18 protein-coding genes, 1 tRNA gene and 1 rRNA gene are annotated in these 20,460 nt (G+C 53.5%); 9 read left to right on the top strand and 11 right to left on the bottom strand.

Translation table 11 applies throughout. The features are described from left to right. Positions 1-103: 103 nt before the first annotated feature. The 3 genes from KI228_RS05245 to gmhB form a co-directional block, all read right to left on the bottom strand. Positions 104-179: transfer RNA gene (locus KI228_RS05245), tRNA-Glu, on the bottom strand. 171 nt (positions 180-350) lie between these two features. Continuing rightward, a 16S ribosomal RNA gene (locus KI228_RS05240) occupies positions 351-1,892 on the bottom strand. 370 nt (positions 1,893-2,262) lie between these two features. Beyond that, a complete protein-coding gene (gmhB, locus tag KI228_RS05235) occupies positions 2,263-2,829 on the bottom strand; it encodes a D-glycero-beta-D-manno-heptose 1,7-bisphosphate 7-phosphatase (RefSeq protein ID WP_061070501.1) in 567 nt (188 codons plus the stop codon). A gap of 189 nt (positions 2,830-3,018) precedes the next feature. Here gmhB and metN point away from each other — a divergent pair, with 189 nt between their 5' ends. The 7 genes from metN to KI228_RS05200 all read left to right on the top strand — a co-directional run bounded on the left by metN (position 3,019) and on the right by KI228_RS05200 (position 9,487). Further along, positions 3,019-4,050 (top strand): methionine ABC transporter ATP-binding protein MetN, encoded by a 1,032-nt coding sequence (gene metN, locus KI228_RS05230; protein ID WP_042997844.1) that lies wholly within the window; start codon positions 3,019-3,021, stop codon positions 4,048-4,050. After that, the gene (locus KI228_RS05225) at positions 4,043-4,696 is read left to right on the top strand and encodes a methionine ABC transporter permease MetI (RefSeq protein WP_042323638.1); all 654 of its coding nucleotides are present in this window, start codon (positions 4,043-4,045) and stop codon (positions 4,694-4,696) included. Before metN ends, KI228_RS05225 begins: the two co-directional genes overlap by 8 nt. A 39-nt stretch (positions 4,697-4,735) precedes the next feature. Then, positions 4,736-5,551: a methionine ABC transporter substrate-binding lipoprotein MetQ gene (gene metQ, locus KI228_RS05220; protein ID WP_042997845.1), complete on the top strand. Its 816-nt coding sequence runs from the start codon at positions 4,736-4,738 to the stop codon at positions 5,549-5,551. Positions 5,552-5,669: 118 nt separating this feature from the next. Next, on the top strand, positions 5,670-6,074 hold the full coding sequence (gene rcsF, locus KI228_RS05215) for an Rcs stress response system protein RcsF (protein ID WP_042323642.1): 405 nt from the start codon (positions 5,670-5,672) through the stop codon (positions 6,072-6,074). Then, positions 6,071-6,778, top strand: a complete 708-nt coding sequence (gene tsaA, locus KI228_RS05210; protein WP_042997846.1) for a tRNA (N6-threonylcarbamoyladenosine(37)-N6)-methyltransferase TrmO — start codon at positions 6,071-6,073, stop codon at positions 6,776-6,778. Before rcsF ends, tsaA begins: the two co-directional genes overlap by 4 nt. Before the next feature lie 112 nt (positions 6,779-6,890). Further along, complete coding sequence (gene proS, locus KI228_RS05205; RefSeq protein ID WP_042997847.1) at positions 6,891-8,609, top strand: proline--tRNA ligase; 1,719 nt, start codon at positions 6,891-6,893, stop codon at positions 8,607-8,609. A 53-nt stretch (positions 8,610-8,662) separates the two neighbouring features. Continuing rightward, positions 8,663-9,487 (top strand): YaeF family permuted papain-like enzyme, encoded by an 825-nt coding sequence (locus KI228_RS05200; RefSeq protein ID WP_061070502.1) that lies wholly within the window; start codon positions 8,663-8,665, stop codon positions 9,485-9,487. Between the two features lie 78 nt (positions 9,488-9,565). Here KI228_RS05200 and nlpE read toward each other — a convergent pair whose 3' ends face one another. Genes nlpE through KI228_RS05185 form a run of 3 tightly spaced genes read right to left on the bottom strand, consistent with a single transcriptional unit; the run spans position 9,566 to position 11,258 of the window. After that, on the bottom strand, positions 9,566-10,264 hold the full coding sequence (nlpE, locus tag KI228_RS05195; RefSeq protein WP_042997849.1) for an envelope stress response activation lipoprotein NlpE: 699 nt from the start codon (positions 10,262-10,264) through the stop codon (positions 9,566-9,568). Between the two features lie 32 nt (positions 10,265-10,296). Continuing rightward, positions 10,297-10,716 carry an alternative ribosome rescue aminoacyl-tRNA hydrolase ArfB gene (gene arfB, locus KI228_RS05190; RefSeq protein WP_044327027.1) on the bottom strand — a complete coding sequence of 140 codons (420 nt, stop codon included), beginning with the start codon at positions 10,714-10,716 and terminating at the stop codon, positions 10,297-10,299. Continuing rightward, entirely contained in the window at positions 10,713-11,258 is a 546-nt protein-coding gene (locus KI228_RS05185) for a YaeQ family protein (protein ID WP_044327028.1), read from the bottom strand. Before KI228_RS05185 ends, arfB begins: the two co-directional genes overlap by 4 nt. Positions 11,259-11,445: 187 nt before the next feature. Here KI228_RS05185 and KI228_RS05180 point away from each other — a divergent pair, with 187 nt between their 5' ends. Both KI228_RS05180 and rof read left to right on the top strand, forming a co-directional pair. After that, positions 11,446-11,646, top strand: coding sequence for a YaeP family protein (locus KI228_RS05180; RefSeq protein WP_042323658.1), 201 nt, complete (start codon positions 11,446-11,448; stop codon positions 11,644-11,646). Beyond that, positions 11,633-11,893: a Rho-binding antiterminator gene (gene rof, locus KI228_RS05175; protein ID WP_042323659.1), complete on the top strand. Its 261-nt coding sequence runs from the start codon at positions 11,633-11,635 to the stop codon at positions 11,891-11,893. Before KI228_RS05180 ends, rof begins: the two co-directional genes overlap by 14 nt. A 28-nt stretch (positions 11,894-11,921) precedes the next feature. On the opposite strand, the gene tilS is transcribed toward rof, so the two are convergent. From tilS to dnaE, 5 genes are all read right to left on the bottom strand, one after another. Next, positions 11,922-13,229 carry a tRNA lysidine(34) synthetase TilS gene (tilS, locus tag KI228_RS05170; RefSeq protein ID WP_042997852.1) on the bottom strand — a complete coding sequence of 436 codons (1,308 nt, stop codon included), beginning with the start codon at positions 13,227-13,229 and terminating at the stop codon, positions 11,922-11,924. Between the two features lie 61 nt (positions 13,230-13,290). Continuing rightward, complete coding sequence (locus KI228_RS05165; RefSeq protein ID WP_042997853.1) at positions 13,291-13,680, bottom strand: VOC family protein; 390 nt, start codon at positions 13,678-13,680, stop codon at positions 13,291-13,293. A gap of 65 nt (positions 13,681-13,745) precedes the next feature. Then, a complete protein-coding gene (gene ldcC, locus KI228_RS05160; RefSeq protein WP_044255363.1) occupies positions 13,746-15,884 on the bottom strand; it encodes a lysine decarboxylase LdcC in 2,139 nt (712 codons plus the stop codon). A 98-nt stretch (positions 15,885-15,982) separates the two neighbouring features. Beyond that, positions 15,983-16,942, bottom strand: coding sequence for an acetyl-CoA carboxylase carboxyl transferase subunit alpha (gene accA, locus KI228_RS05155; RefSeq protein ID WP_141227399.1), 960 nt, complete (start codon positions 16,940-16,942; stop codon positions 15,983-15,985). A 12-nt stretch (positions 16,943-16,954) separates the two neighbouring features. After that, positions 16,955-20,437 (bottom strand): DNA polymerase III subunit alpha, encoded by a 3,483-nt coding sequence (dnaE, locus tag KI228_RS05150; protein ID WP_061070504.1) that lies wholly within the window; start codon positions 20,435-20,437, stop codon positions 16,955-16,957. Positions 20,438-20,460 lie beyond the last annotated feature (23 nt).

Below are 20,460 nucleotides of genomic sequence, written 5' to 3'. Positions count from 1 at the left end.
CAGCTTGATCCAGATTTTTAAAGAGCAAATATCTCAAACATGACTCGCTGAGTCAGTTTTGAGATACAAAGGCCGGCGACTTTCACTCACACAAACCAGCAAGTGGCGTCCCCTAGGGGATTCGAACCCCTGTTACCGCCGTGAAAGGGCGGTGTCCTGGGCCTCTAGACGAAGGGGACACGAAAATTGCTTATCACGCGCTGCGTGATATTTTCGTATAGGGTGAGCTTTCATCAATAGAAAGCGAGCGGCCTTATTCTGTTCAGCCTCACTCCCAACGCGTAAACGCCTTGCTTTTTACTTTTCATCAGACAATCTGTGTGGGCACTACAAAGGCAGGTTCTTTAAGGTAAGGAGGTGATCCAACCGCAGGTTCCCCTACGGTTACCTTGTTACGACTTCACCCCAGTCATGAATCACAAAGTGGTAAGCGCCCTCCCGAAGGTTAAGCTACCTACTTCTTTTGCAACCCACTCCCATGGTGTGACGGGCGGTGTGTACAAGGCCCGGGAACGTATTCACCGTGGCATTCTGATCCACGATTACTAGCGATTCCGACTTCATGGAGTCGAGTTGCAGACTCCAATCCGGACTACGACATACTTTATGAGGTCCGCTTGCTCTCGCGAGGTCGCTTCTCTTTGTATATGCCATTGTAGCACGTGTGTAGCCCTGGTCGTAAGGGCCATGATGACTTGACGTCATCCCCACCTTCCTCCAGTTTATCACTGGCAGTCTCCTTTGAGTTCCCGGCCGGACCGCTGGCAACAAAGGATAAGGGTTGCGCTCGTTGCGGGACTTAACCCAACATTTCACAACACGAGCTGACGACAGCCATGCAGCACCTGTCTCACAGTTCCCGAAGGCACCAAGGCATCTCTGCCAAGTTCTGTGGATGTCAAGACCAGGTAAGGTTCTTCGCGTTGCATCGAATTAAACCACATGCTCCACCGCTTGTGCGGGCCCCCGTCAATTCATTTGAGTTTTAACCTTGCGGCCGTACTCCCCAGGCGGTCTATTTAACGCGTTAGCTCCGGAAGCCACGCCTCAAGGGCACAACCTCCAAATAGACATCGTTTACGGCGTGGACTACCAGGGTATCTAATCCTGTTTGCTCCCCACGCTTTCGCACCTGAGCGTCAGTCTTCGTCCAGGGGGCCGCCTTCGCCACCGGTATTCCTCCAGATCTCTACGCATTTCACCGCTACACCTGGAATTCTACCCCCCTCTACGAGACTCAAGCCTGCCAGTTTCGAATGCAGTTCCCAGGTTGAGCCCGGGGATTTCACATCCGACTTGACAGACCGCCTGCGTGCGCTTTACGCCCAGTAATTCCGATTAACGCTTGCACCCTCCGTATTACCGCGGCTGCTGGCACGGAGTTAGCCGGTGCTTCTTCTGCGGGTAACGTCAATGGCTAAGGTTATTAACCTTAACCCCTTCCTCCCCGCTGAAAGTACTTTACAACCCGAAGGCCTTCTTCATACACGCGGCATGGCTGCATCAGGCTTGCGCCCATTGTGCAATATTCCCCACTGCTGCCTCCCGTAGGAGTCTGGACCGTGTCTCAGTTCCAGTGTGGCTGGTCATCCTCTCAGACCAGCTAGGGATCGTCGCCTTGGTGAGCCGTTACCTCACCAACTAGCTAATCCCATCTGGGCACATCCGATGGCAAGAGGCCCGAAGGTCCCCCTCTTTGGTCTTGCGACATTATGCGGTATTAGCTACCGTTTCCAGTAGTTATCCCCCTCCATCGGGCAGTTTCCCAGACATTACTCACCCGTCCGCCACTCGTCAGCAAAGCAGCAAGCTGCTTCCTGTTACCGTTCGACTTGCATGTGTTAGGCCTGCCGCCAGCGTTCAATCTGAGCCATGATCAAACTCTTCAATTTAAGTTTGATGCTCTTAGAATTAAACGTCGTAATGAATTACGTGTTCACTCTTTGAGACTTGGTATTCATTTTTCGTCTTGCGACGTTAAGAATCCATGTCACTCTGAGTGCCCACACAGATTGTCTGATAAATTGTTAAAGAGCAGTTGCGACGCGCTTTAGCGCTCTGTCGCGAGGTGGCGTATATTACGCTTTCCTCTTTCAGAGTCAACCCTGATTTTCAGGATTTTTCTCTTCAACCGAACCGGCTGTTTGTGTGAAGTGATTCACATCCGCCGTGTCGATGGAGGCGCATTATAGGGAGTCGACTCAGGAAGACAAGCGGAAAAATGCAGTTTTATTTCAACCGCTCACCTTTTAACCACAATGCTTATTTTTGCTGCTTTTTTATCGCCGATGGCAGATCAGCAAGACTATTTAATAACCAATCTGCCGCATTTTCTGCTTCCGCAGTAATGGGCTTGCCGGTTCGCACTAACACTTTTGTCCCGACTCCTGCCGCAACCGCAGCCTGCATATCTTCTAATTTGTCGCCCACCATATAAGACGCGGCCATATCAATGTGCAGGAAATCGCGGGCCGAGATCAGCATACCGGGATGCGGCTTACGACAATCACAAACCTGGCGATACTCTTCCACACTGCCTTGCGGGTGGTGTGGACAATAATAGATACCGTCGAGGTCGACATCGCGATCGGCCAGTGACCAGTCCATCCACTCTGTTAATGTTTCAAACTGCGCTTCGGTAAATTTGCCGCGCGCAATCCCTGACTGGTTGGTGACAACTACCAGCGCATAGCCCAGTGTTTTAAGCTCGCGCATTGCATCAATAACACCGTCGATAAATTCGAACTCGTCGATTTCGTGTACGTAGCCGTGATCAACATTAATTGTGCCGTCACGGTCGAGAAAAATAGCGGGTACGGACTTTGCCACCTTTTATAGCTCCTGAATAAGGCATGTGGCGCTAGTATCGCATGTTTCGGCAGGCAAGAAAGTGCTCATCGTAGAAACCCTGATTGATTTAGACGTCTGGATGCCTTAACATCCATTTTGTTGACGGCTTTTGACCGCATCAGACAGACGAAAATGCCACGGTAACTTCATTACGATAATAAATAATCAATGATTAAACTTTCGAATATCACCAAAGTGTTCCATCAGGGGACCCGCACCATTCAGGCGTTGAATAACGTTAGCCTGCATGTTCCTGCCGGACAAATTTATGGCGTTATCGGTGCCTCAGGCGCAGGTAAAAGTACGCTGATCCGCTGTGTAAACCTGCTGGAGCGCCCGACAGAAGGAAGCGTTCAGGTTGGCGGACAGGAACTGACGACGCTATCAGAATCTGAACTGACTAAGGCGCGTCGTCAGATTGGCATGATTTTCCAGCACTTCAACCTGCTGGCCTCCCGAACCGTTTTTGGTAACGTCGCGCTGCCGCTGGAACTCGATAACACCCCAAAAGAAGAAATTAAGCGCCGCGTGACGGAACTGCTCGATCTCGTTGGCCTGGGTGATAAGCACGACAGCTACCCTGCGAATCTGTCTGGTGGTCAGAAACAGCGTGTCGCTATCGCCCGTGCACTGGCAAGTCAGCCAAAAGTGTTGCTGTGTGATGAAGCGACCAGTGCGCTGGACCCAGCCACTACTCGCTCCATTCTTGAACTACTGAAAGACATTAACCGTCGCCTTGGCCTGACCATTCTACTGATCACGCACGAAATGGACGTGGTGAAACGCATCTGCGACTGCGTAGCCGTCATCAGCAACGGTGAGCTGATTGAGCAAGATACCGTCAGCGAAGTGTTTTCCCACCCGAAAACGCCCCTGGCGCAGAAATTTATTCAGTCCACACTGCATCTGGATATTCCGGAAGATTATCTGGCACGCCTCAAAGCGGAATCGACGACCGACAGCGTCCCGATGTTGCGCATGGAATTCACCGGTCAGTCGGTGGATGCGCCGCTGCTTTCCGAAACAGCGCGCCGCTTTAACGTGAATAACAACATTATTAGCGCGCAGATGGATTACGCCGGCGGCGTGAAGTTCGGCATCATGCTGACTGAAATGCACGGCACACAAGAAGAAACGCAAGCCGCGATCGCCTGGCTGCAGGAACACCATGTAAAAGTAGAGGTACTGGGTTATGTCTGAGCCGATGATGTGGCTGCTGGTTCGTGGCGTCTGGGAAACGCTGGCGATGACCTTCGTATCCGGGTTCTTTGGTTTTGTGATTGGTCTTCCCGTTGGCGTGCTGCTGTACGTCACGCGTCCCGGGCAAATCATTGAGAACGCGAAGCTCTACCGCACACTGTCTGCGGTTGTGAACATCTTCCGTTCGATTCCGTTCATTATTCTGCTGGTATGGATGATTCCGTTCACTCGTGTGATTGTCGGGACATCAATCGGTTTGCAGGCTGCCATTGTCCCGCTCACCGTCGGCGCGGCACCGTTTATCGCCCGTATGGTGGAAAACGCCCTGCTGGAAATCCCGACCGGCCTGATTGAAGCATCCCGCGCAATGGGCGCAACACCGCTGCAAATTGTACGTAAGGTGCTGCTGCCAGAAGCCCTGCCAGGGCTGGTAAACGCTGCGACAATTACGCTGATTACCCTGGTTGGTTATTCCGCCATGGGCGGTGCCGTGGGTGCCGGCGGTCTTGGACAGATCGGCTATCAGTACGGCTATATTGGATACAATGCTACTGTTATGAATACGGTACTGGTATTACTCGTTGTTCTGGTTTATTTAATTCAGTTCGCGGGCGATCGCATCGTCCGGACTGTGACGCACAAGTAACGTTCTACAAAACACAATTATCACATTAAGGAAATAAGCATGGCGTTCAAATTCAAAACCATTGCGGCAGTCGGCGCCCTGATTGGTTCTCTGGCACTCGTGGGTTGCGGTCAGGATGAAAAAGATCCAAACCACATCAAAGTCGGCGTGATTGTCGGTGCGGAACAGCAGGTAGCTGAAGTCGCACAAAAAGTTGCGAAAGAAAAATACGGTCTGGACGTCGAACTGGTGACCTTCAATGACTACGTTCTGCCGAACGAAGCGCTGAGCAAAGGCGATATCGATGCCAACGCCTTCCAGCACAAACCGTATCTGGATCAGCAGATCAAAGATCGCGGATACAAGCTGGTTGCCGCAGGCAATACCTTCGTTTATCCGATTGCGGGCTACTCTAAAAAAATCAAATCTCTGGATGAGCTTCAGGATGGCGCGCAGGTAGCGGTTCCGAACGATCCAACCAACCTGGGCCGTTCTCTGCTGCTGCTGCAAAAAGTCGGTCTGATCAAACTGAAAGATGGCGTGGGTCTGCTGCCGACCTCACTGGATATCGTCGGGAACCCGAAAAATCTGAAAATTGTTGAACTGGAAGCCCCTCAGTTGCCGCGTTCTCTTGACGATGCGCAAATTGCTCTGGCGGTAATCAACACCACTTATGCCAGCCAGATCAACCTGACGCCGGCGAAAGACGGTATCTTCGTTGAAGATAAAGATTCCCCGTACGTCAACCTGATCGTGACCCGTGAAGATAACAAAGACGCGGAGAACGTGAAGAAATTCGTTCAGGCCTATCAGTCTGACGAAGTTTACGAAGCCGCCAATAAAGTCTTCAACGGTGGTGCTGTTAAGGGCTGGTAATTTTTAGGCGCTTTTCACAATCTGTAATATCATTCAGGACGGGCGTTTGCCCGTCTTGTCATTTATGCAAGCTCCTGATTCAATATGTGACAGTTAGATCATTCATTGAGGAAATATTATGCGTGCTTTACCGATCTGTTTATTGGCACTCATGCTGAGCGGCTGTTCCATGCTAAGCAGATCCCCTGTTGAACCCGTTCAAAGCACCGCAACCCCGCCAAAAGCGGAGCCGGAAAAACCGAAAGCGCCGCGCGCTGTTCCCGTCAGAATTTACACCAATGCTGAAGATCTGGTCGGCAAGCCGTTCCGCGATCTCGGTGAAGTGACCGGTGAATCCTGTCAGGCCTCTAACCAGGACTCTCCGCCGAACATCCCGACAGCACGTAAACGCATGCAGATTAATGCGTCAAAAATGAAAGCCAATGCCGTGTTACTGCATAGCTGTGAAGTCACCAGCGGGACGCCGGGTTGTTATCGTCAGGCTGTCTGCATTGGTTCTGCGCTCAACATCTCGGCTAAATGAGTCATTTTCAGTTTGAGCAAATCGGTGTCATTCGCTCGCCTTACAAAGAGAAGTTCGCCGTTCCCCGCCAGCCAGGGCTGGTAAAAAGCGTCAACGGCGAACTGCACCTGCTGTCTCCTTACAATCAGGCCGATGCGGTACGCGGTCTTGAAGCATTCAGCCACTTATGGGTGATCTTTGTTTTCCATCAGACGATGGAAGGGGGATGGCGCCCCACCGTGCGCCCGCCTCGTCTTGGCGGCAATGCGCGGATGGGCGTATTTGCTACGCGCTCAACATTTCGCCCCAATCCCGTCGGCATGTCGCTGGTTGAACTGAAAGGCGTTGTCTGTCAGAAAGATCAGGTCATTCTGCAACTGGGCAGTCTGGATCTGGTTGACGGTACGCCGGTCATCGATATCAAGCCTTACCTGCCGTTCGCGGAATCGCTACCGAATGCGACCGCCAGCTACGCGCAACAGGCACCGCAAGCCGAAATGTCGGTGAGTTTTACCGACGAGATTGAGCAACAGTTTCCCGCGCTGGAAAAACGTTATCCCCTGCTGAAGACGTTTATTCGTGATGTGCTGGCGCAGGATCCGCGTCCTGCCTATCGAAAAGGGGAAGAGACCGGTAAAAATTATGCTGTCTGGCTGCATGATTTCAACGTGCGCTGGCGCGTAACCGAGACGGGTTTTGAAGTCTTTGCGCTTGAACCCCGCTAATTTCACGCCCTTCTCTTTTGACATCCCTTTCTCGCTGGTAAACTGAGTTACTTTTTTTTTGTGTCAGGCTCACATTGAGCCTGTTCGATCGTTCAACTGGAACCGTAACAACATGCGTACTAGCCAATATCTGCTCTCCACTCTGAAGGAGACACCTGCCGACGCCGAGGTGATCAGCCACCAGCTGATGCTACGCGCCGGGATGATCCGCAAGCTGGCCTCCGGGTTATACACCTGGCTGCCGACCGGCGTGCGCGTCCTGAAAAAAGTTGAGAACATCGTGCGTGAAGAGATGAACAACGCCGGTGCGATCGAGGTGTTAATGCCGGTGGTTCAGCCTTCTGAACTGTGGCAAGAGAGTGGTCGTTGGGAACAGTACGGTCCGGAACTGCTGCGTATTGCTGACCGTGGCGATCGTCCGTTCGTACTTGGCCCAACGCATGAAGAAGTGATCACCGATCTGATTCGTAACGAGCTCAGCTCTTACAAACAGCTGCCGCTGAACTTCTACCAGATTCAGACTAAATTCCGTGACGAAGTGCGTCCGCGTTTCGGCGTGATGCGCTCCCGTGAATTCCTGATGAAAGATGCGTACTCTTTCCATACTTCTCAGGAATCTCTGCAGGAAACTTACGACGCGATGTACGCGGCTTATAGCAAGATCTTCAGCCGCATGGGGCTGGATTTCCGCGCGGTACAGGCTGACACCGGTTCTATCGGCGGTAGCGCCTCGCACGAATTCCAGGTACTGGCACAGAGCGGCGAAGACGATGTGATCTTCTCTGATTCCTCTGACTACGCGGCCAACATTGAATTTGCGGAAGCCGTTGCGCCAAAAGCGCCGCGCGCCGCTGCAACGCAAGAAATGACGCTGGTTGATACGCCGAACGCAAAAACCATCGCCGAGCTGGTTGAGCAGTTTAGTCTGCCAATCGAGAAAACCGTGAAAACCCTGCTGGTGAAAGCCGTGGAAGACAGCAAGTCTCCGCTGGTCGCACTGCTGGTTCGCGGCGATCACGAATTGAACGAAGTCAAAGCGGAAAAACTGCCGCAGGTTGCCAGCCCGCTGACGTTTGCAACCGAAGAAGAGATCCGCGCGCTGGTGAATGCCGGTCCGGGTTCTTTGGGCCCGGTAAACATGCCAGTGCCGGTGATTATTGACCGTACCGTTGCCGCAATGAGTGATTTCGCGGCAGGCGCTAACGTGGATGGTAAGCATTACTTCGGCATTAACTGGGATCGCGATGTCGCAACCCCGGAAGTCGCTGATATCCGTAACGTCGTCGCCGGCGATCCAAGCCCGGATGGAAAAGGCACGTTGCTGATCAAACGCGGTATCGAAGTCGGTCATATCTTCCAGTTGGGCACCAAGTACTCGGAAGCAATGAAAGCCGCCGTCCAGGGTGAAGATGGCCGCAACCAGATTCTGACTATGGGTTGTTACGGTATCGGGGTCACACGCGTGGTAGCAGCGGCTATTGAGCAGAACTACGACGAGCGCGGGATCGTATGGCCTGACGCTATCGCGCCGTTCCAAGTGGCGATTTTGCCGATGAACATGCACAAGTCCTATCGTGTGCAGGAACTGGCGGAAAAACTGTATGCCGAACTGCGTGCGCAGGGCATCGAAGTGCTGATGGACGACCGTAAAGAGCGCCCAGGCGTGATGTTCGCCGATATGGAACTGATCGGTATTCCGCACACTATCGTGCTGGGCGACCGTAACCTCGACAACGACGATATTGAATACAAATACCGTCGCAATGGCGAGAAACAGTTGATAAAAACCGGCGACATCGTCAACTATCTGGTTAAACAGATTAAAGGCTGATGTCATAAGAGGCTCTGATTTTCAGGGCCTCTTTTTTACATGGATTGTATAAAATGGCTAAACTCACGGCGTATTACCGCCTGTTCCTCCCTTGCCTTCTTTTGCTTTCGGCCTGCACCGTTGACGTCAGCCCACCGAATAAATCCGCCGCCGCCATTGATGCACAATCCAAAAAATGGGCGGTTACATTCCAGCGCCAGAGCTCATTTACGAATAAAGCACTCGTCGAAATTACCGATACCGACCTTAAGCCAGGCGATCTGTTGTTCTCCTCCAGCCTCGGGGTGACCTCATTAGGCATCCGCGCGTTCAGCAATGCTTCCGTAAGCCACGTTGCCGTCTATCTGGGCGATAATGAAGTCGCAGAAGCCACCGGTGCTGGCGTACAAATCGTGTCACTCAAACAGGCGATGAAACACAGTGATAAACTTTTTGCCCTGAGAGTCCCGGAGCTGACTCCGCAACAGGCCGCTGAGATCAAAACCTTCGCCTATAAAATCAAAGACAGCGGCTATAACTATCGCGGTATCATGGAATTCATTCCGTTTATGGTGACTCGCCAGATGTGTTCGCTAAACCCCTTCTCTGCGGATTTCCGGCAACAGTGCGTCAGCGGGCTGGCGAAAGCGCAGTTGAGCGATGCCCGCGAGGGAGAAAAAACGGCGTGGTTTTGCTCCGAATTCGTCACTGATGCGTTTACCAAAGCGGGACATCCGCTAACCCTGGCGCAATCGGGCTGGATCAGCCCTGCTGACCTGATGCACATGCGGGAAGGCGACGTTGCCGCATTTAAGCCAGAAACGCAGCTACGCTATGTCGGTCATTTGAAGTTAGGGATTTATATCAAGACGGGACGTTTTGTAGGACTGACGCGTTAAGCGCGATACACAATAGCAAAACTGCGGGTAAGACGATAACTGTCCAGTCACCCGGACAGCTATCATTGAGTCCATCACTCAGTCGGTGCAGCTCTTACCCGGAATAAATTTAATCTCTTTATCGGCCATCAGCGTTTTCACCGGCTCATGGGTATCCGGATTCGCCTCCAGCGTGAAGTGCCCTTCGACGGACAACAGCACCGGTTTCTCACTGGTGCCACGCGCCGCAAGATAACCGCGTTCCAGTTCTGCGTTACTGGCAACAGAAACCTGCTTTCCGGTTGCGCAGTCGGTAAAGGTCGCAGCATCCGCCATATAGAAATACATACCACGCATCGCCATTGGCGTTACCGGCAAACTGGATTTCACCGGTTCAAGCGTATAGTTAAACTGTGATTCAACCGGATTGCCTTCCCGATCCAGCATCTCCAGCGCTTCGCCTTTCGCGCGATAATAAGACTTCTCACCCTGACTGTCGGTCAGCACCAGTTTATCGGCCGTGCGCGCCCAGGTGCCGTAGGAAGCAAAAGAAGACGGCTCTTCACGCACGCCCTGATAGCGTTCGTTCATTACCCATGTGCCATCTTTCTCCAGAAACAGTGAGGTCTCAATACCCTCGCAGTCGGCACAAGGCAGAATGCCCCGCCAGCTTTGCTGCATCGGTTTTAATTCTGCAACCTGAGTCGGCTGGATAACATCAACCTCTGAACGGTTGTTACAGCCAATCAATGCGAAGAGCGTAAATGCCGCCATCGCTGAAAGTAGTGTTTTTTTCACCCTGACTCCCTATCACATTTTATTCCTGCCCGTCAGTCATCACGACGGACTTTACCGCGAAGGGCTTTTACTGAGGATTTCTGCGCCTTCGAGTTTAATCTTCGCTCTTTCGATGCCCGCGTCGGTCGGGTTGCGCGTCGGCTTTTTTGTACTGCGGTGAGCTCTTTTATAACCGCTACCAGTCTGGCAAGCGCCGCTTCCCGGTTGAGTTCCTGGTTGCGGTACTCCTGCGCCTTAATAATCATCACGCCATCAGCGGTAATCAGATGATGGCTGGCAGCCAGCAGACGTTCCTTATAATACTCTGGCAGGCTGGAGGCCCGAATGTCAAAACGCAAATGTATCGCCGTTGAGGTCTTATTGACGTGCTGTCCTCCTGCGCCCTGGGCGCGAATGGCGGTGATCTCCAGCTCATCGTCGGGGATCGAGACAGTCCGCGAAATGACGATCATACCGGTTGTTGCCAAGGCGTCAGATGAATTTCCAGATTATTCTGAGAATCAGACAGCCAGATCGCCCCGTCCTGAATTGTCGCCTGTAGCGTCATGGTACGGCTCGCAAAGGCGCTAAGCTGGGCCAGTTGTTCATCATCCAGATACCAGACAGTGAGATTCGAAAACTGCGCGCATTTGCTTTGATTCTGCTGCCACCAGATCTGCGCCGCCCGGCTATTGTAGGCAAACAGCGCCACATCAGCAGCCTGCGAACACGCTTTCTTAATACGGCGCTCATCCGGTAGCCCCAGTTCAACCCACAAGTCGATACCCAGATGATCGTTACGCAACCACGCTTCCGGTTCATCCTCTGCGCTTAAGCCACGCGTAAACTGGAGACGCTCATCCGCATACTTAATCCACGCCAGCAGACGCAACATCATTCGTTCCTGGGTTTCAGAGGGGTGACGCGCCAGCGTCAACGCCGCATCAAGAAACTGGTTGCGGTCAAGGTCAGCCACGTTGACGACGGCTTTATAAATTGTCGCTTTAAGCGCCATGGAAAAACTCCTTTCGAATCAGGCAGCCATTGTAGCGAAAAAGGAGCCAAAAGGCTGTCCGGGGATCATCAATCAGGCGCTGATATTGCGTGAATGGCTGTGGTATAGTCACCTTGCTAAACAGAGTTTATCTTCGTAGGCTTAGACTTGCATCCACGGTTAAGTCAGAATGCTGACAGGAGGGCATGTGGAAAAATATTGTGAGTTAATACGCAAGCGGTATGCGGAAATCGCCAGCGGAGACTTAGGGTATATCCCGGATGCGCTGGGTTGCGTATTGAAGGTGCTTAATGAAATAGCGGCAGACAGTGCCCTTTCAGAGTCGGTCAGGGAAAAGGCGGCGTATGCTGCGGCGAACTTACTGGTGAGCGATTATGTCAATGAATGATACATACCAACCCATCAACTGTGATGACTACGACAACCTTGAGCTCGCCTGCCAGCATCATTTATTACTGACGCTGGAACTGAAAGATGGTGAAGTTTTGCAAGCGAAAGCCAACGATTTGGTTTCACGGAAAAACGTGGAATACCTAATCACCGAGGTTGCGGGTGAAACGCGCGAGCTTCGTCTCGATAAAATTGTCAGCTTCAGCCATCCGGAAATCGGTACCGTGGTGGTTAGCGAATCCTGAACCCATATTGCCTGGTGGCGCTGCGCCATCAGGCATTTCCACCGATTTGATCCCACACCAGTCTCACCCCCGACTCCTCACCCGCCGCGCCGTCACGCGTGACAAATACGCCTGCAGCCGCAATCAGCGTTTCGCCGTAAAACAGCAATGGCGTGGTATCTCGTCGCCAGGAAGGTACATTCAACTCCTGCCAGATTTTCTTGAGCTTGCGGCCACCGCTACGGCCAACGATATGCAGCATTCCCGGCGCTTTAAAACGGATACTGACACGCTCATCCTCATGAGGCGCGCGTAATTCGTCCCCCACCAGTAACCGCAGATGGCCCAGCCCGGCAGGCAACGTGAGCGGTAACTGCCAGCGAGGCCAGGGCAGTATTGTCTCACTTTGTCCGACAACAGATTTAATCCACCACAGCTGTCCCTGAAAGCGCCGCACCTCGTACTCGCCGAAACGCAGGCACGGTGACGCATCTTCACGCGCCAGCGCCACCTCCTGCCAGAGACGTTCCAGTCCATCGCGTGAAGGCATCGGCGCATTTTTCGCCGCCAGCCAGCGGCGAAGTAGCGCAGCGCGCCGGACACGGCTCATCGCCATGAGCGGCGTTAACTCCAGCGTGCCGTTATCTGTGGTGCAAGAAGACAGTTCATCGGCAAGCAGTTCATCCAGCAGACTCTCTTGTTCAGCACACAGCGCTGCGCTGCGTGCCGTGGCGTCAGCGAAATGCGGCCAGCGCTGTTGCAGAAGCGGCAGAACCTGCAAACGCAGGAAGTTGCGATCGTAGGCGTCATCCTGATTGCTTTCATCTTCAATCCAGCGAAGCTGATGTTGCCTTGCCCATTGCTCCAGTGCCGCACGGGGTTGCGTCAATAACGGACGAATGAGTAACGTGCCCGCAAACTCAGCACTCTCCGCCATTGCAGACAGCCCAGCCGGTCCGCTGCCGCGTTTGAGCGCCAGCAAAAAGGTTTCACACTGATCGTCAAGATGCTGGGCAGTCACCAACACCTCACCGGGCAATAGCGCATCGGCAAATGCCTGATACCGCGCCTGCCGGGCCTGCGCTTCGATTCCCAGCCCGGCGTCCACCAGCGTGACCCGCTCCACCACCAGCGGAACCTGCCATTGCGCGCAGACGGCTTCACAGTGTGCCACCCACTCATCGGCGTGAGCGCTAAGTCCATGATGGATGTGCATGGCGCGAAGCGAGAGGGTCGGTTGTTGCATCCGCCATTGCACCAGTTGGTGTAAAAGCACGGTAGAGTCCAGACCGCCGCTAAAGGCGACCAGTATCTGTCGGGAAGTGATAAGCGAGGTGTTCAGCGTGAGTGTTGTCATAGCGGTTATTTACAGTGACGTTGCCCGGCACGTTACCGGGCAATCGTCACAATAACAAGCCTTACTGCTCATACAATTCGAGCGGCAGGCCATCCGGGTCTTTAAAAAAGGTGAAGCGCTTGTTGGTGAAGGGATCAATGCGGATGGCTTCACAATTTACGTGATTCGCTTCCAGATGCGCTACCGCATTATCCAGGTTATCCACGCTGAACGCCAGATGGCGCAAGCCACAGGCTTCCGGATGCCCTGGACGCGCCGGCGGGAAAGGAAATGAAAAAAGCTCAATCACATATTGTCCATTCAGCGCCAGATCGCCCTTCCACGAGTCTCGTTCTGCGCGATAGGCTTCGCTCAGCAGCGTAAACCCCAAAATATCGCAATAGAAGGACTTACTCGCGGCATAGTCTGTCGCAATAATCGCAATATGGTGAACCTGTTTTAATCCCAGCATAGTGTCTTCATCTCCGTTATTTATCATCAGCACGTTACCCGCCCGGGAGCGCTGAAGGCAAGTCGTCATGCCGTTTTTAAGACTCGTACGAGGTATACGCCGTCGTCATCCTGTTTCGCCCCGTGAATATCCGTTTCAAAGCCCGGATAACGCTGACCAACAGAACAGAGCATCAGCAGAAAATCGAGTACGGCGCGACTCTGCTCGGTGAGCATTTCTCCCGGCATCAGCAGCGGCACGCCGGGAGGGTATGGCAGGATCATATTCGCCGACACACGTCCCACCAGTTGATCGAGGGGGACCGTTTCGACTTCGCCTTTGATCTGTCGCTGCCAGGCCTGATGCGGCGTCATGATCATTTCCGGCAATGTATCAAACGCACGCAGCATCAGACCGGAAAGATCGTGTTGGCGGATGAGCTGGTGGATCCCTTGCGCCAGATCCTGAATACGCATGTTGCGATAAAAATCAGGATCTTCTGCATACAGATCCGGCAGCATATTCTTCACGCGCAAATTGAGATCGTAAGAGCGTTTAAATTCGGTCAGTCCACGCAACAGCCCCATTGCCCGGGTTTTATCGATACCAATACTGAAGAGAAACAGCAGATTGTACGGCCCGGTTTTCTCCACCACCACGCCGCGCTCATCAAGGAATTTCGCCACCAGCGCGGCGGGGATCCCCTCGTTACTCATCTCCCCTTGCTCGTTCATACCGGGCGTCAGGATCGTGACTTTTACCGGATCGAGGAACATATGGTCATCGTCGGCATCGGTAAATCCGTGCCAGTCTTCACCGGGTGCCACCGGCCAGCACGCGGCTTCATCAACCTCTTCCGGCTGCCAGATATCAAAGAACCAACCGTCAGACTCTTCACGTAGCCGCTGCACTTCTTTGCGAAAATGTAACGCGCGCTCCACAGAGCGATTGATTAATCGCTTACCGGAATTTCCCCGCAGCATCGCTGCCGCCGTCTCGATGGAGGCGACAATCGGATAACTCGGCGAGGTCGAGGTGTGCATCATAAACGCTTCGTTGAAGGTCTCTTCGTCATAATCCCCTTTAATATGAATCAGCGACGCCTGCGATAGCGCCGCCAACATTTTGTGGGTGGATTGCGTTTCGAAAATCACCTTGCCAGGCACCCGTTCACCGCTCATCCCGCTTTTCCCCTGATAAATGGGATGAAAGTGGGTATAGGGCACCCAGGCAGAATCGAAGTGGATAGAGGGGACATCCAGCGTCTGTTTGATCCAGTTAGTGTTATACAGCAGGCCGTCATAGGTTGAGTTAGTGATCACGGCATGAACTGGCCACTGCGCCTGCGCCGTGGTGGCAACTTTGTTCGCAATACTCTCGCGCGTGAACTCACGCTTCGGAATGCCGCCCAGAATACCGAGCGCATTACGCGTTGGTTTCAGCCAGATCGGCACGACGTCGCTCATCATCAACAAATGCGCGAGCGACTTATGGCAGTTACGGTCAATCAACAGCGTACTGCCGGTTGGCGCGGCATACATCCCCACAATTTTGTTTGAGGTGGAGGTGCCGTTAGTCACCATATAACTCTGCTCTGCGCCGAACGTTCGGGCGATATACTCTTCAGCCTCCAGATGTGGCCCGGTGTGATCGAGTAACGAACCCAGTTCAGTGACTGATATCGACACATCCGCTTTCAGGGTATTGCCACCGAAAAAGTCATAGAACAGGCAGCCAACCGGACTTTTTTGATAGGCCGTTCCGGCCATGTGACCCGGCGTGCAGAAGGTGTATTTCCCCTCTTTCACATAGGTGAACAGCGCTCTGGTAAAAGGCGGCGTGATATTGTCAAGGTACTCGTTGGTGTACTGGCGAATGCGCGTCGCGATATCTTCCGCCTGCCCGAGCGCATACTCGAAAAACCATAGCGCCATGCGCATGTCGTGAACGCTGACATCCATCGTCGAATGCGTGTTGATAAACGCATACAGCGGTAAATACTCATTGAGCTGGTTAATCTCACTGCACAAATCGAGACTGTACTCATCCCAGTCAAAAATCACCCCACAAATGCGCGGGTTGTGTTCGATAAATTTCAGCAGGTCGACGCTGTTTTGCGGCCAGATAATCTGAAATCCCTGTGATTGCAGCGCACGCTCAAGCTCGTTAATGGGCTCGTCTTTATAAAAAACCCCGTGCGGCCCCATAATGGCGATGATATTCATGCGTTCCTCCTGGAAAAACCTTAGCTAATCATAGCCTGTTCAAACCGCAGGTAAAAAAAAGGGCCACAAATTGTGGCCCTTTTCGGAATGGTCAACGCTTACGCGTAGCCGTAGCTCATCAGACGCTGATAGCGACGGTTTTTCAAATCTTCTGTGCTCAATACATCGAGATCCGCGAGGTCCGCCAGCAGCTGCGCTTTCAGCGAAGCCGCCATCGCTTCCGGATTACGATGCGCGCCGCCCAGCGGTTCCGGGATGATGGAATCAATCAGCTTCAGCTCTTTCTGACGTGCCGCAATGATCCCCATCGCTTCTGCGGCCAGCGGCGCTTTGTCCGCACTTTTCCACAGAATGGAAGCACAGCCTTCCGGAGAGATAACGGAATAGGTGCTGTATTGCAGCATATTCACTTTATCGCCCACGCCGATCGCCAGCGCGCCACCGGAACCGCCCTCGCCGATCACGGTGCAGATAACCGGCACGCTCAGACGTGACATTTCACGCAGGTTACGGGCGATAGCTTCGGACTGACCGCGCTCTTCGGCACCCACGCCTGGGTAAGCCCCCGGAGTGTCGATAAAGGTAATGATCGGCATGTTGAAACGCTCGGCCATTTCCATCAGACGCAGCGCTTTACGATAGCCTTCCGGCGCCGGCATCCCGAAGTTACGACGGATTTTCTCTTTGGTCTCGCGGCCTTTCTGATGACCAATGATCATCACCGGACGACCGTCCAGACGCGCAATGCCGCCGACGATAGCTTTATCGTCCGCATAAGCGCGATCGCCCGCCAGTTCGTCAAATTCATCAAACGCCAGGCGAACATAATCCAGGGTGTAAGGACGCTGCGGATGGCGTGCCAGTTGGGCAACCTGCCATGCGCCAAGATCGGCGAAGATTTTACGCGTCAGTTCTACGCTTTTTTCACGCAGACGATGCACTTCTTCATCGATGTTAATATCCAGTTTCTCGTCCTGACGGCTCACCGCAGTCAGAGAATCGATTTTTGCTTCCAGCTCTGCAATCGGCTGTTCAAAATCAAGGAAATTCAGACTCATAGTATTCCTGTATTAGTCAAACTCCAGTTCCACCTGCTCCGAACCAATGAGGCCACGGAGATCGTTAAGCAAACGATCGCTCGGAGAGACACGCCACGTCGCGCCAAAACGCAACCGCGCGCGTGCATCCGCCCTCTGATAGTAGAGATGTACTGGAATTGTCCCCGAGCGGTGGGGTTCCAGAGACTGACGGAGTCGGTTTAAAAGCTGGTCATCAATTTGCCTGTCCGTCAGCGAGATAGCAAGCCCGCGAGCATATTTTTCCCGGGCTTCGTCAATATCCATGACTTCGCGGGCGGTCATTTTAAGCCCCCCGCTGAAGTCATCAAAGCTGACCTGTCCGCTGACGATAAGTATGCGGTCTTTTTCCAGCAATTGCTGGTATTTATCCAGGGCGTCGGTAAATAACATCACCTCCAGACGTCCGGAACGGTCATCCAGCGTACAGATGCCGATACGATTGCCGCGCTTGGTGACCATAACCCTTGCGGCAATGACGAGCCCCGCAGCCGTGGTCACTTTACCACGTTCTGTCGGATGCATGTCTTTCAGCCGGTAGCCTCCGACATAGCGCTCAATTTCTTTCAAATACTGGTTGATCGGGTGACCCGTCAGGTACAACCCCAACGTTTCGCGTTCCCCATCTAACACCACCTGCTCTGGCCACGGCTGGCAGCTGGCGTAGGATTGTTCAATTTGCTCCGGCTCTTCCGCCAGCACGCCGAACATATCTGCCTGACCAATCGCTTCTGCTTTCGCGTGCTGATCGGCGGCTTTCAGCGCATCGCCCAGCGAATTCATCAGCGCAGCACGATGCGGCCCCAGCCTGTCAAAGGCCCCGGACATGATCAATTTTTCCAGCACCCGCCGGTTGAGCTTTTTGGTATCGGTGCGCGCGCAAAGATCAAACAGCTCACGGAAATAGCCGCCGTTGTTACGCGCCTCAATGATCGCCTCGATCGGGCCTTCACCCACGCCTTTGATCGCGCCGATACCGTAGACAATCTCGCCATCGTCGTTGACGTGGAAGTGGTACAGCCCGGAGTTGATATCCGGCGGCAGGATTTTCAGCCCCATACGCCAGCATTCATCCACCAGCCCTACCACCTTCTCGGTGTTATCCATATCGGCAGTCATTACCGCCGCCATAAACTCAGCAGGATAGTGCGCTTTCAGCCACAGCGTCTGGTAAGAGACCAGCGCGTATGCAGCAGAGTGCGATTTGTTAAACCCGTACCCGGCGAATTTCTCCACCAGGTCGAAGATTTTCATCGCCAGTTCGCCGTCAATACCGTTTTTCTTCGCGCCGTCTTCAAAGATGGAGCGCTGTTTGGCCATCTCTTCCGGCTTTTTCTTACCCATCGCACGACGCAGCATATCCGCACCGCCAAGAGTATAGCCAGAAAGCACCTGGGCAATCTGCATGACCTGTTCCTGATACAGGATGATGCCGTAGGTTGGCTCCAGTACTGGTTTCAGGCTTTCGTGTTGCCACTGCACATCCGGATAGGAGATCTCTTCGCGCCCGTGCTTACGATCGATGAAGTTATCTACCATCCCGGACTGCAACGGCCCCGGACGGAACAGGGCCACCAGGGCTATCATATCTTCGAAGCAGTCAGGCTGTAGACGCTTAATCAGGTCTTTCATGCCGCGGGATTCAAGCTGGAAGACCGCCGTGGTTTCCGAGCGTTGCAGCATATCGAAGCTTTTCTTATCGTCCAGCGGGATAGCGGCAATATCCAGCGGCGGCTCACCGTTCTTTTCACGGCGGGCGTTAATCATCTCCAGCGCCCAGTTAATGATAGTGAGGGTACGCAAGCCAAGGAAGTCGAACTTCACGAGGCCGGCATATTCCACGTCGTTTTTATCAAACTGGGTAACCGGATGCAGCCCCTGTTCATCACAGTACAGCGGCGCAAAATCGGTGATTTTCGTCGGGGCGATAACCACACCACCAGCGTGTTTACCGGCGTTTCGGGTCACGCCTTCCAGCTTACGCGCCATGTCGATCAGCGCTTTAACCTCTTCATCTGCCTCGTAGATTTCTGGCAGTTGCGGTTCAGCCTCGAAGGCTTTCGCCAGCGTCATCCCCGGATCGGGGGGCACCAGTTTTGAAATACGATCGACAAAGCCGTACGGGTGGCCCAGAACGCGACCCACGTCGCGGATCACCGCTTTCGCCGCCATCGTACCGAAGGTAATAATCTGCGATACCGCATCACGGCCGTACATGTCGGCCACGTGTTCAATCACCTGGTCGCGTTTCTCCATACAGAAGTCAACGTCGAAGTCAGGCATCGAGACACGTTCCGGGTTAAGGAAACGTTCGAACAGCAGGTCAAATTCCAGCGGGTCGAGGTCGGTAATTTTCAGCGCGTAAGCCACCAGCGAGCCCGCACCGGAACCACGGCCTGGCCCTACCGGCACGCCGTTATCTTTCGACCACTGGATAAATTCCATCACGATGAGGAAGTAACCCGGGAACCCCATCTGGTTGATCACCTGCAGTTCAATATCCAGACGTTCATCGTAAGGCGGCCGCTTTTCTTTTCGCACGGCTTCATCCGGGAATAAGAAGGCCAGACGCTCTTCCAGCCCTTCTTTCGATTTCTGGACCAGGAAATCTTCCGTGGTCATATCGCCGGTCGGGAACTGCGGCAGGAAATACTCGCCCAGACGTACCGTTACGTTACAGCGTTTGGCAATTTCAACGGTGTTTTCCAACGCTTCCGGAATATCAGAGAAGAGTTCGCACATCTCCTCTTCCGAGCGCATATATTGCTGCGGCGAGTAATTACGCGGACGTTTGGGATCGTCGAGGGTGAAACCATCGTGAATAGCAACGCGAATTTCATGCGCGTCAAAGTCATCACTGTTGATAAAGCGCACGTCGTTGGTGGCGACCACCGGCAAACCGCGCGCTTCCGCCAGCGCAACGGCAGCATGAAGATAGTTCTCTTCATCGGGACGACCAGTGCGGATAAGCTCAAGGAAGTAACGATCCGGGAAGTGTTCTTCATAGAACGCGACACACTCATCAACCAGCGCGCCGTTGCCGCGCAGCAGACTGCGCCCGACGTCACCCATGCGCCCGCCGGAAAGCAGGATCAACCCTTCTTTCAGTTCGATCAGCCAGTCACGGTCGATGATCGGTCCCGCCGCGCCATAGCCGCGCTGATAAGCTTTGGATATCAGCAGGGTAAGATTTTGGTACCCGGTGTTATTGGCGGCAAGCACTGTCAGATGCGTCAGTTCATCCCCCATCAGCTCGCTCTGAACATGGAAATCAGCGCCAACAATGGGTTTAATCCCTGCGCCATGACCCGCTCCGTAGAACTTCACCAGACCACAGAGGTTAGTAAAATCGGTGATCGCCAGCGCAGGCATGCCCAACGCGGCCGCCTTTTTCACCAGCGGCCCGGTTTTTGCCAGCCCATCGATCATGGAGTAGTCGCTGTGCACCCGCAGGTGGACGAAACGAGGTTCAGACATCTTCAGATTCCTTCGACACAAGA

This window comes from Citrobacter amalonaticus (assembly GCF_018323885.1).
Taxonomy (GTDB): domain Bacteria; phylum Pseudomonadota; class Gammaproteobacteria; order Enterobacterales; family Enterobacteriaceae; genus Citrobacter_A; species Citrobacter_A amalonaticus.
This window is presented reverse-complemented; position numbering and strand designations above follow the sequence as displayed.

Bases quoted from the DNA above. Each gene is read 5' to 3' on its own strand.
- metN (WP_042997844.1), top strand. From the start codon at position 3,019: ATGATTAAACTTTCGAATATCACCAAAGTGTTCCATCAGGGGACCCGC.
- KI228_RS05225 (WP_042323638.1), top strand. From the start codon at position 4,043: ATGTCTGAGCCGATGATGTGGCTGCTGGTTCGTGGCGTCTGGGAAACG.
- metQ (WP_042997845.1), top strand. From the start codon at position 4,736: ATGGCGTTCAAATTCAAAACCATTGCGGCAGTCGGCGCCCTGATTGGT.
- rcsF (WP_042323642.1), top strand. From the start codon at position 5,670: ATGCGTGCTTTACCGATCTGTTTATTGGCACTCATGCTGAGCGGCTGT.
- tsaA (WP_042997846.1), top strand. From the start codon at position 6,071: ATGAGTCATTTTCAGTTTGAGCAAATCGGTGTCATTCGCTCGCCTTAC.
- proS (WP_042997847.1), top strand. From the start codon at position 6,891: ATGCGTACTAGCCAATATCTGCTCTCCACTCTGAAGGAGACACCTGCC.
- KI228_RS05200 (WP_061070502.1), top strand. From the start codon at position 8,663: ATGGCTAAACTCACGGCGTATTACCGCCTGTTCCTCCCTTGCCTTCTT.
- arfB (WP_044327027.1), bottom strand. From the start codon at position 10,716: ATGATCGTCATTTCGCGGACTGTCTCGATCCCCGACGATGAGCTGGAG.
- KI228_RS05185 (WP_044327028.1), bottom strand. From the start codon at position 11,258: ATGGCGCTTAAAGCGACAATTTATAAAGCCGTCGTCAACGTGGCTGAC.
- rof (WP_042323659.1), top strand. From the start codon at position 11,633: ATGTCAATGAATGATACATACCAACCCATCAACTGTGATGACTACGAC.
- tilS (WP_042997852.1), bottom strand. From the start codon at position 13,229: ATGACAACACTCACGCTGAACACCTCGCTTATCACTTCCCGACAGATA.
- KI228_RS05165 (WP_042997853.1), bottom strand. From the start codon at position 13,680: ATGCTGGGATTAAAACAGGTTCACCATATTGCGATTATTGCGACAGAC.
- ldcC (WP_044255363.1), bottom strand. From the start codon at position 15,884: ATGAATATCATCGCCATTATGGGGCCGCACGGGGTTTTTTATAAAGAC.
- accA (WP_141227399.1), bottom strand. From the start codon at position 16,942: ATGAGTCTGAATTTCCTTGATTTTGAACAGCCGATTGCAGAGCTGGAA.
- dnaE (WP_061070504.1), bottom strand. From the start codon at position 20,437: ATGTCTGAACCTCGTTTCGTCCACCTGCGGGTGCACAGCGACTACTCC.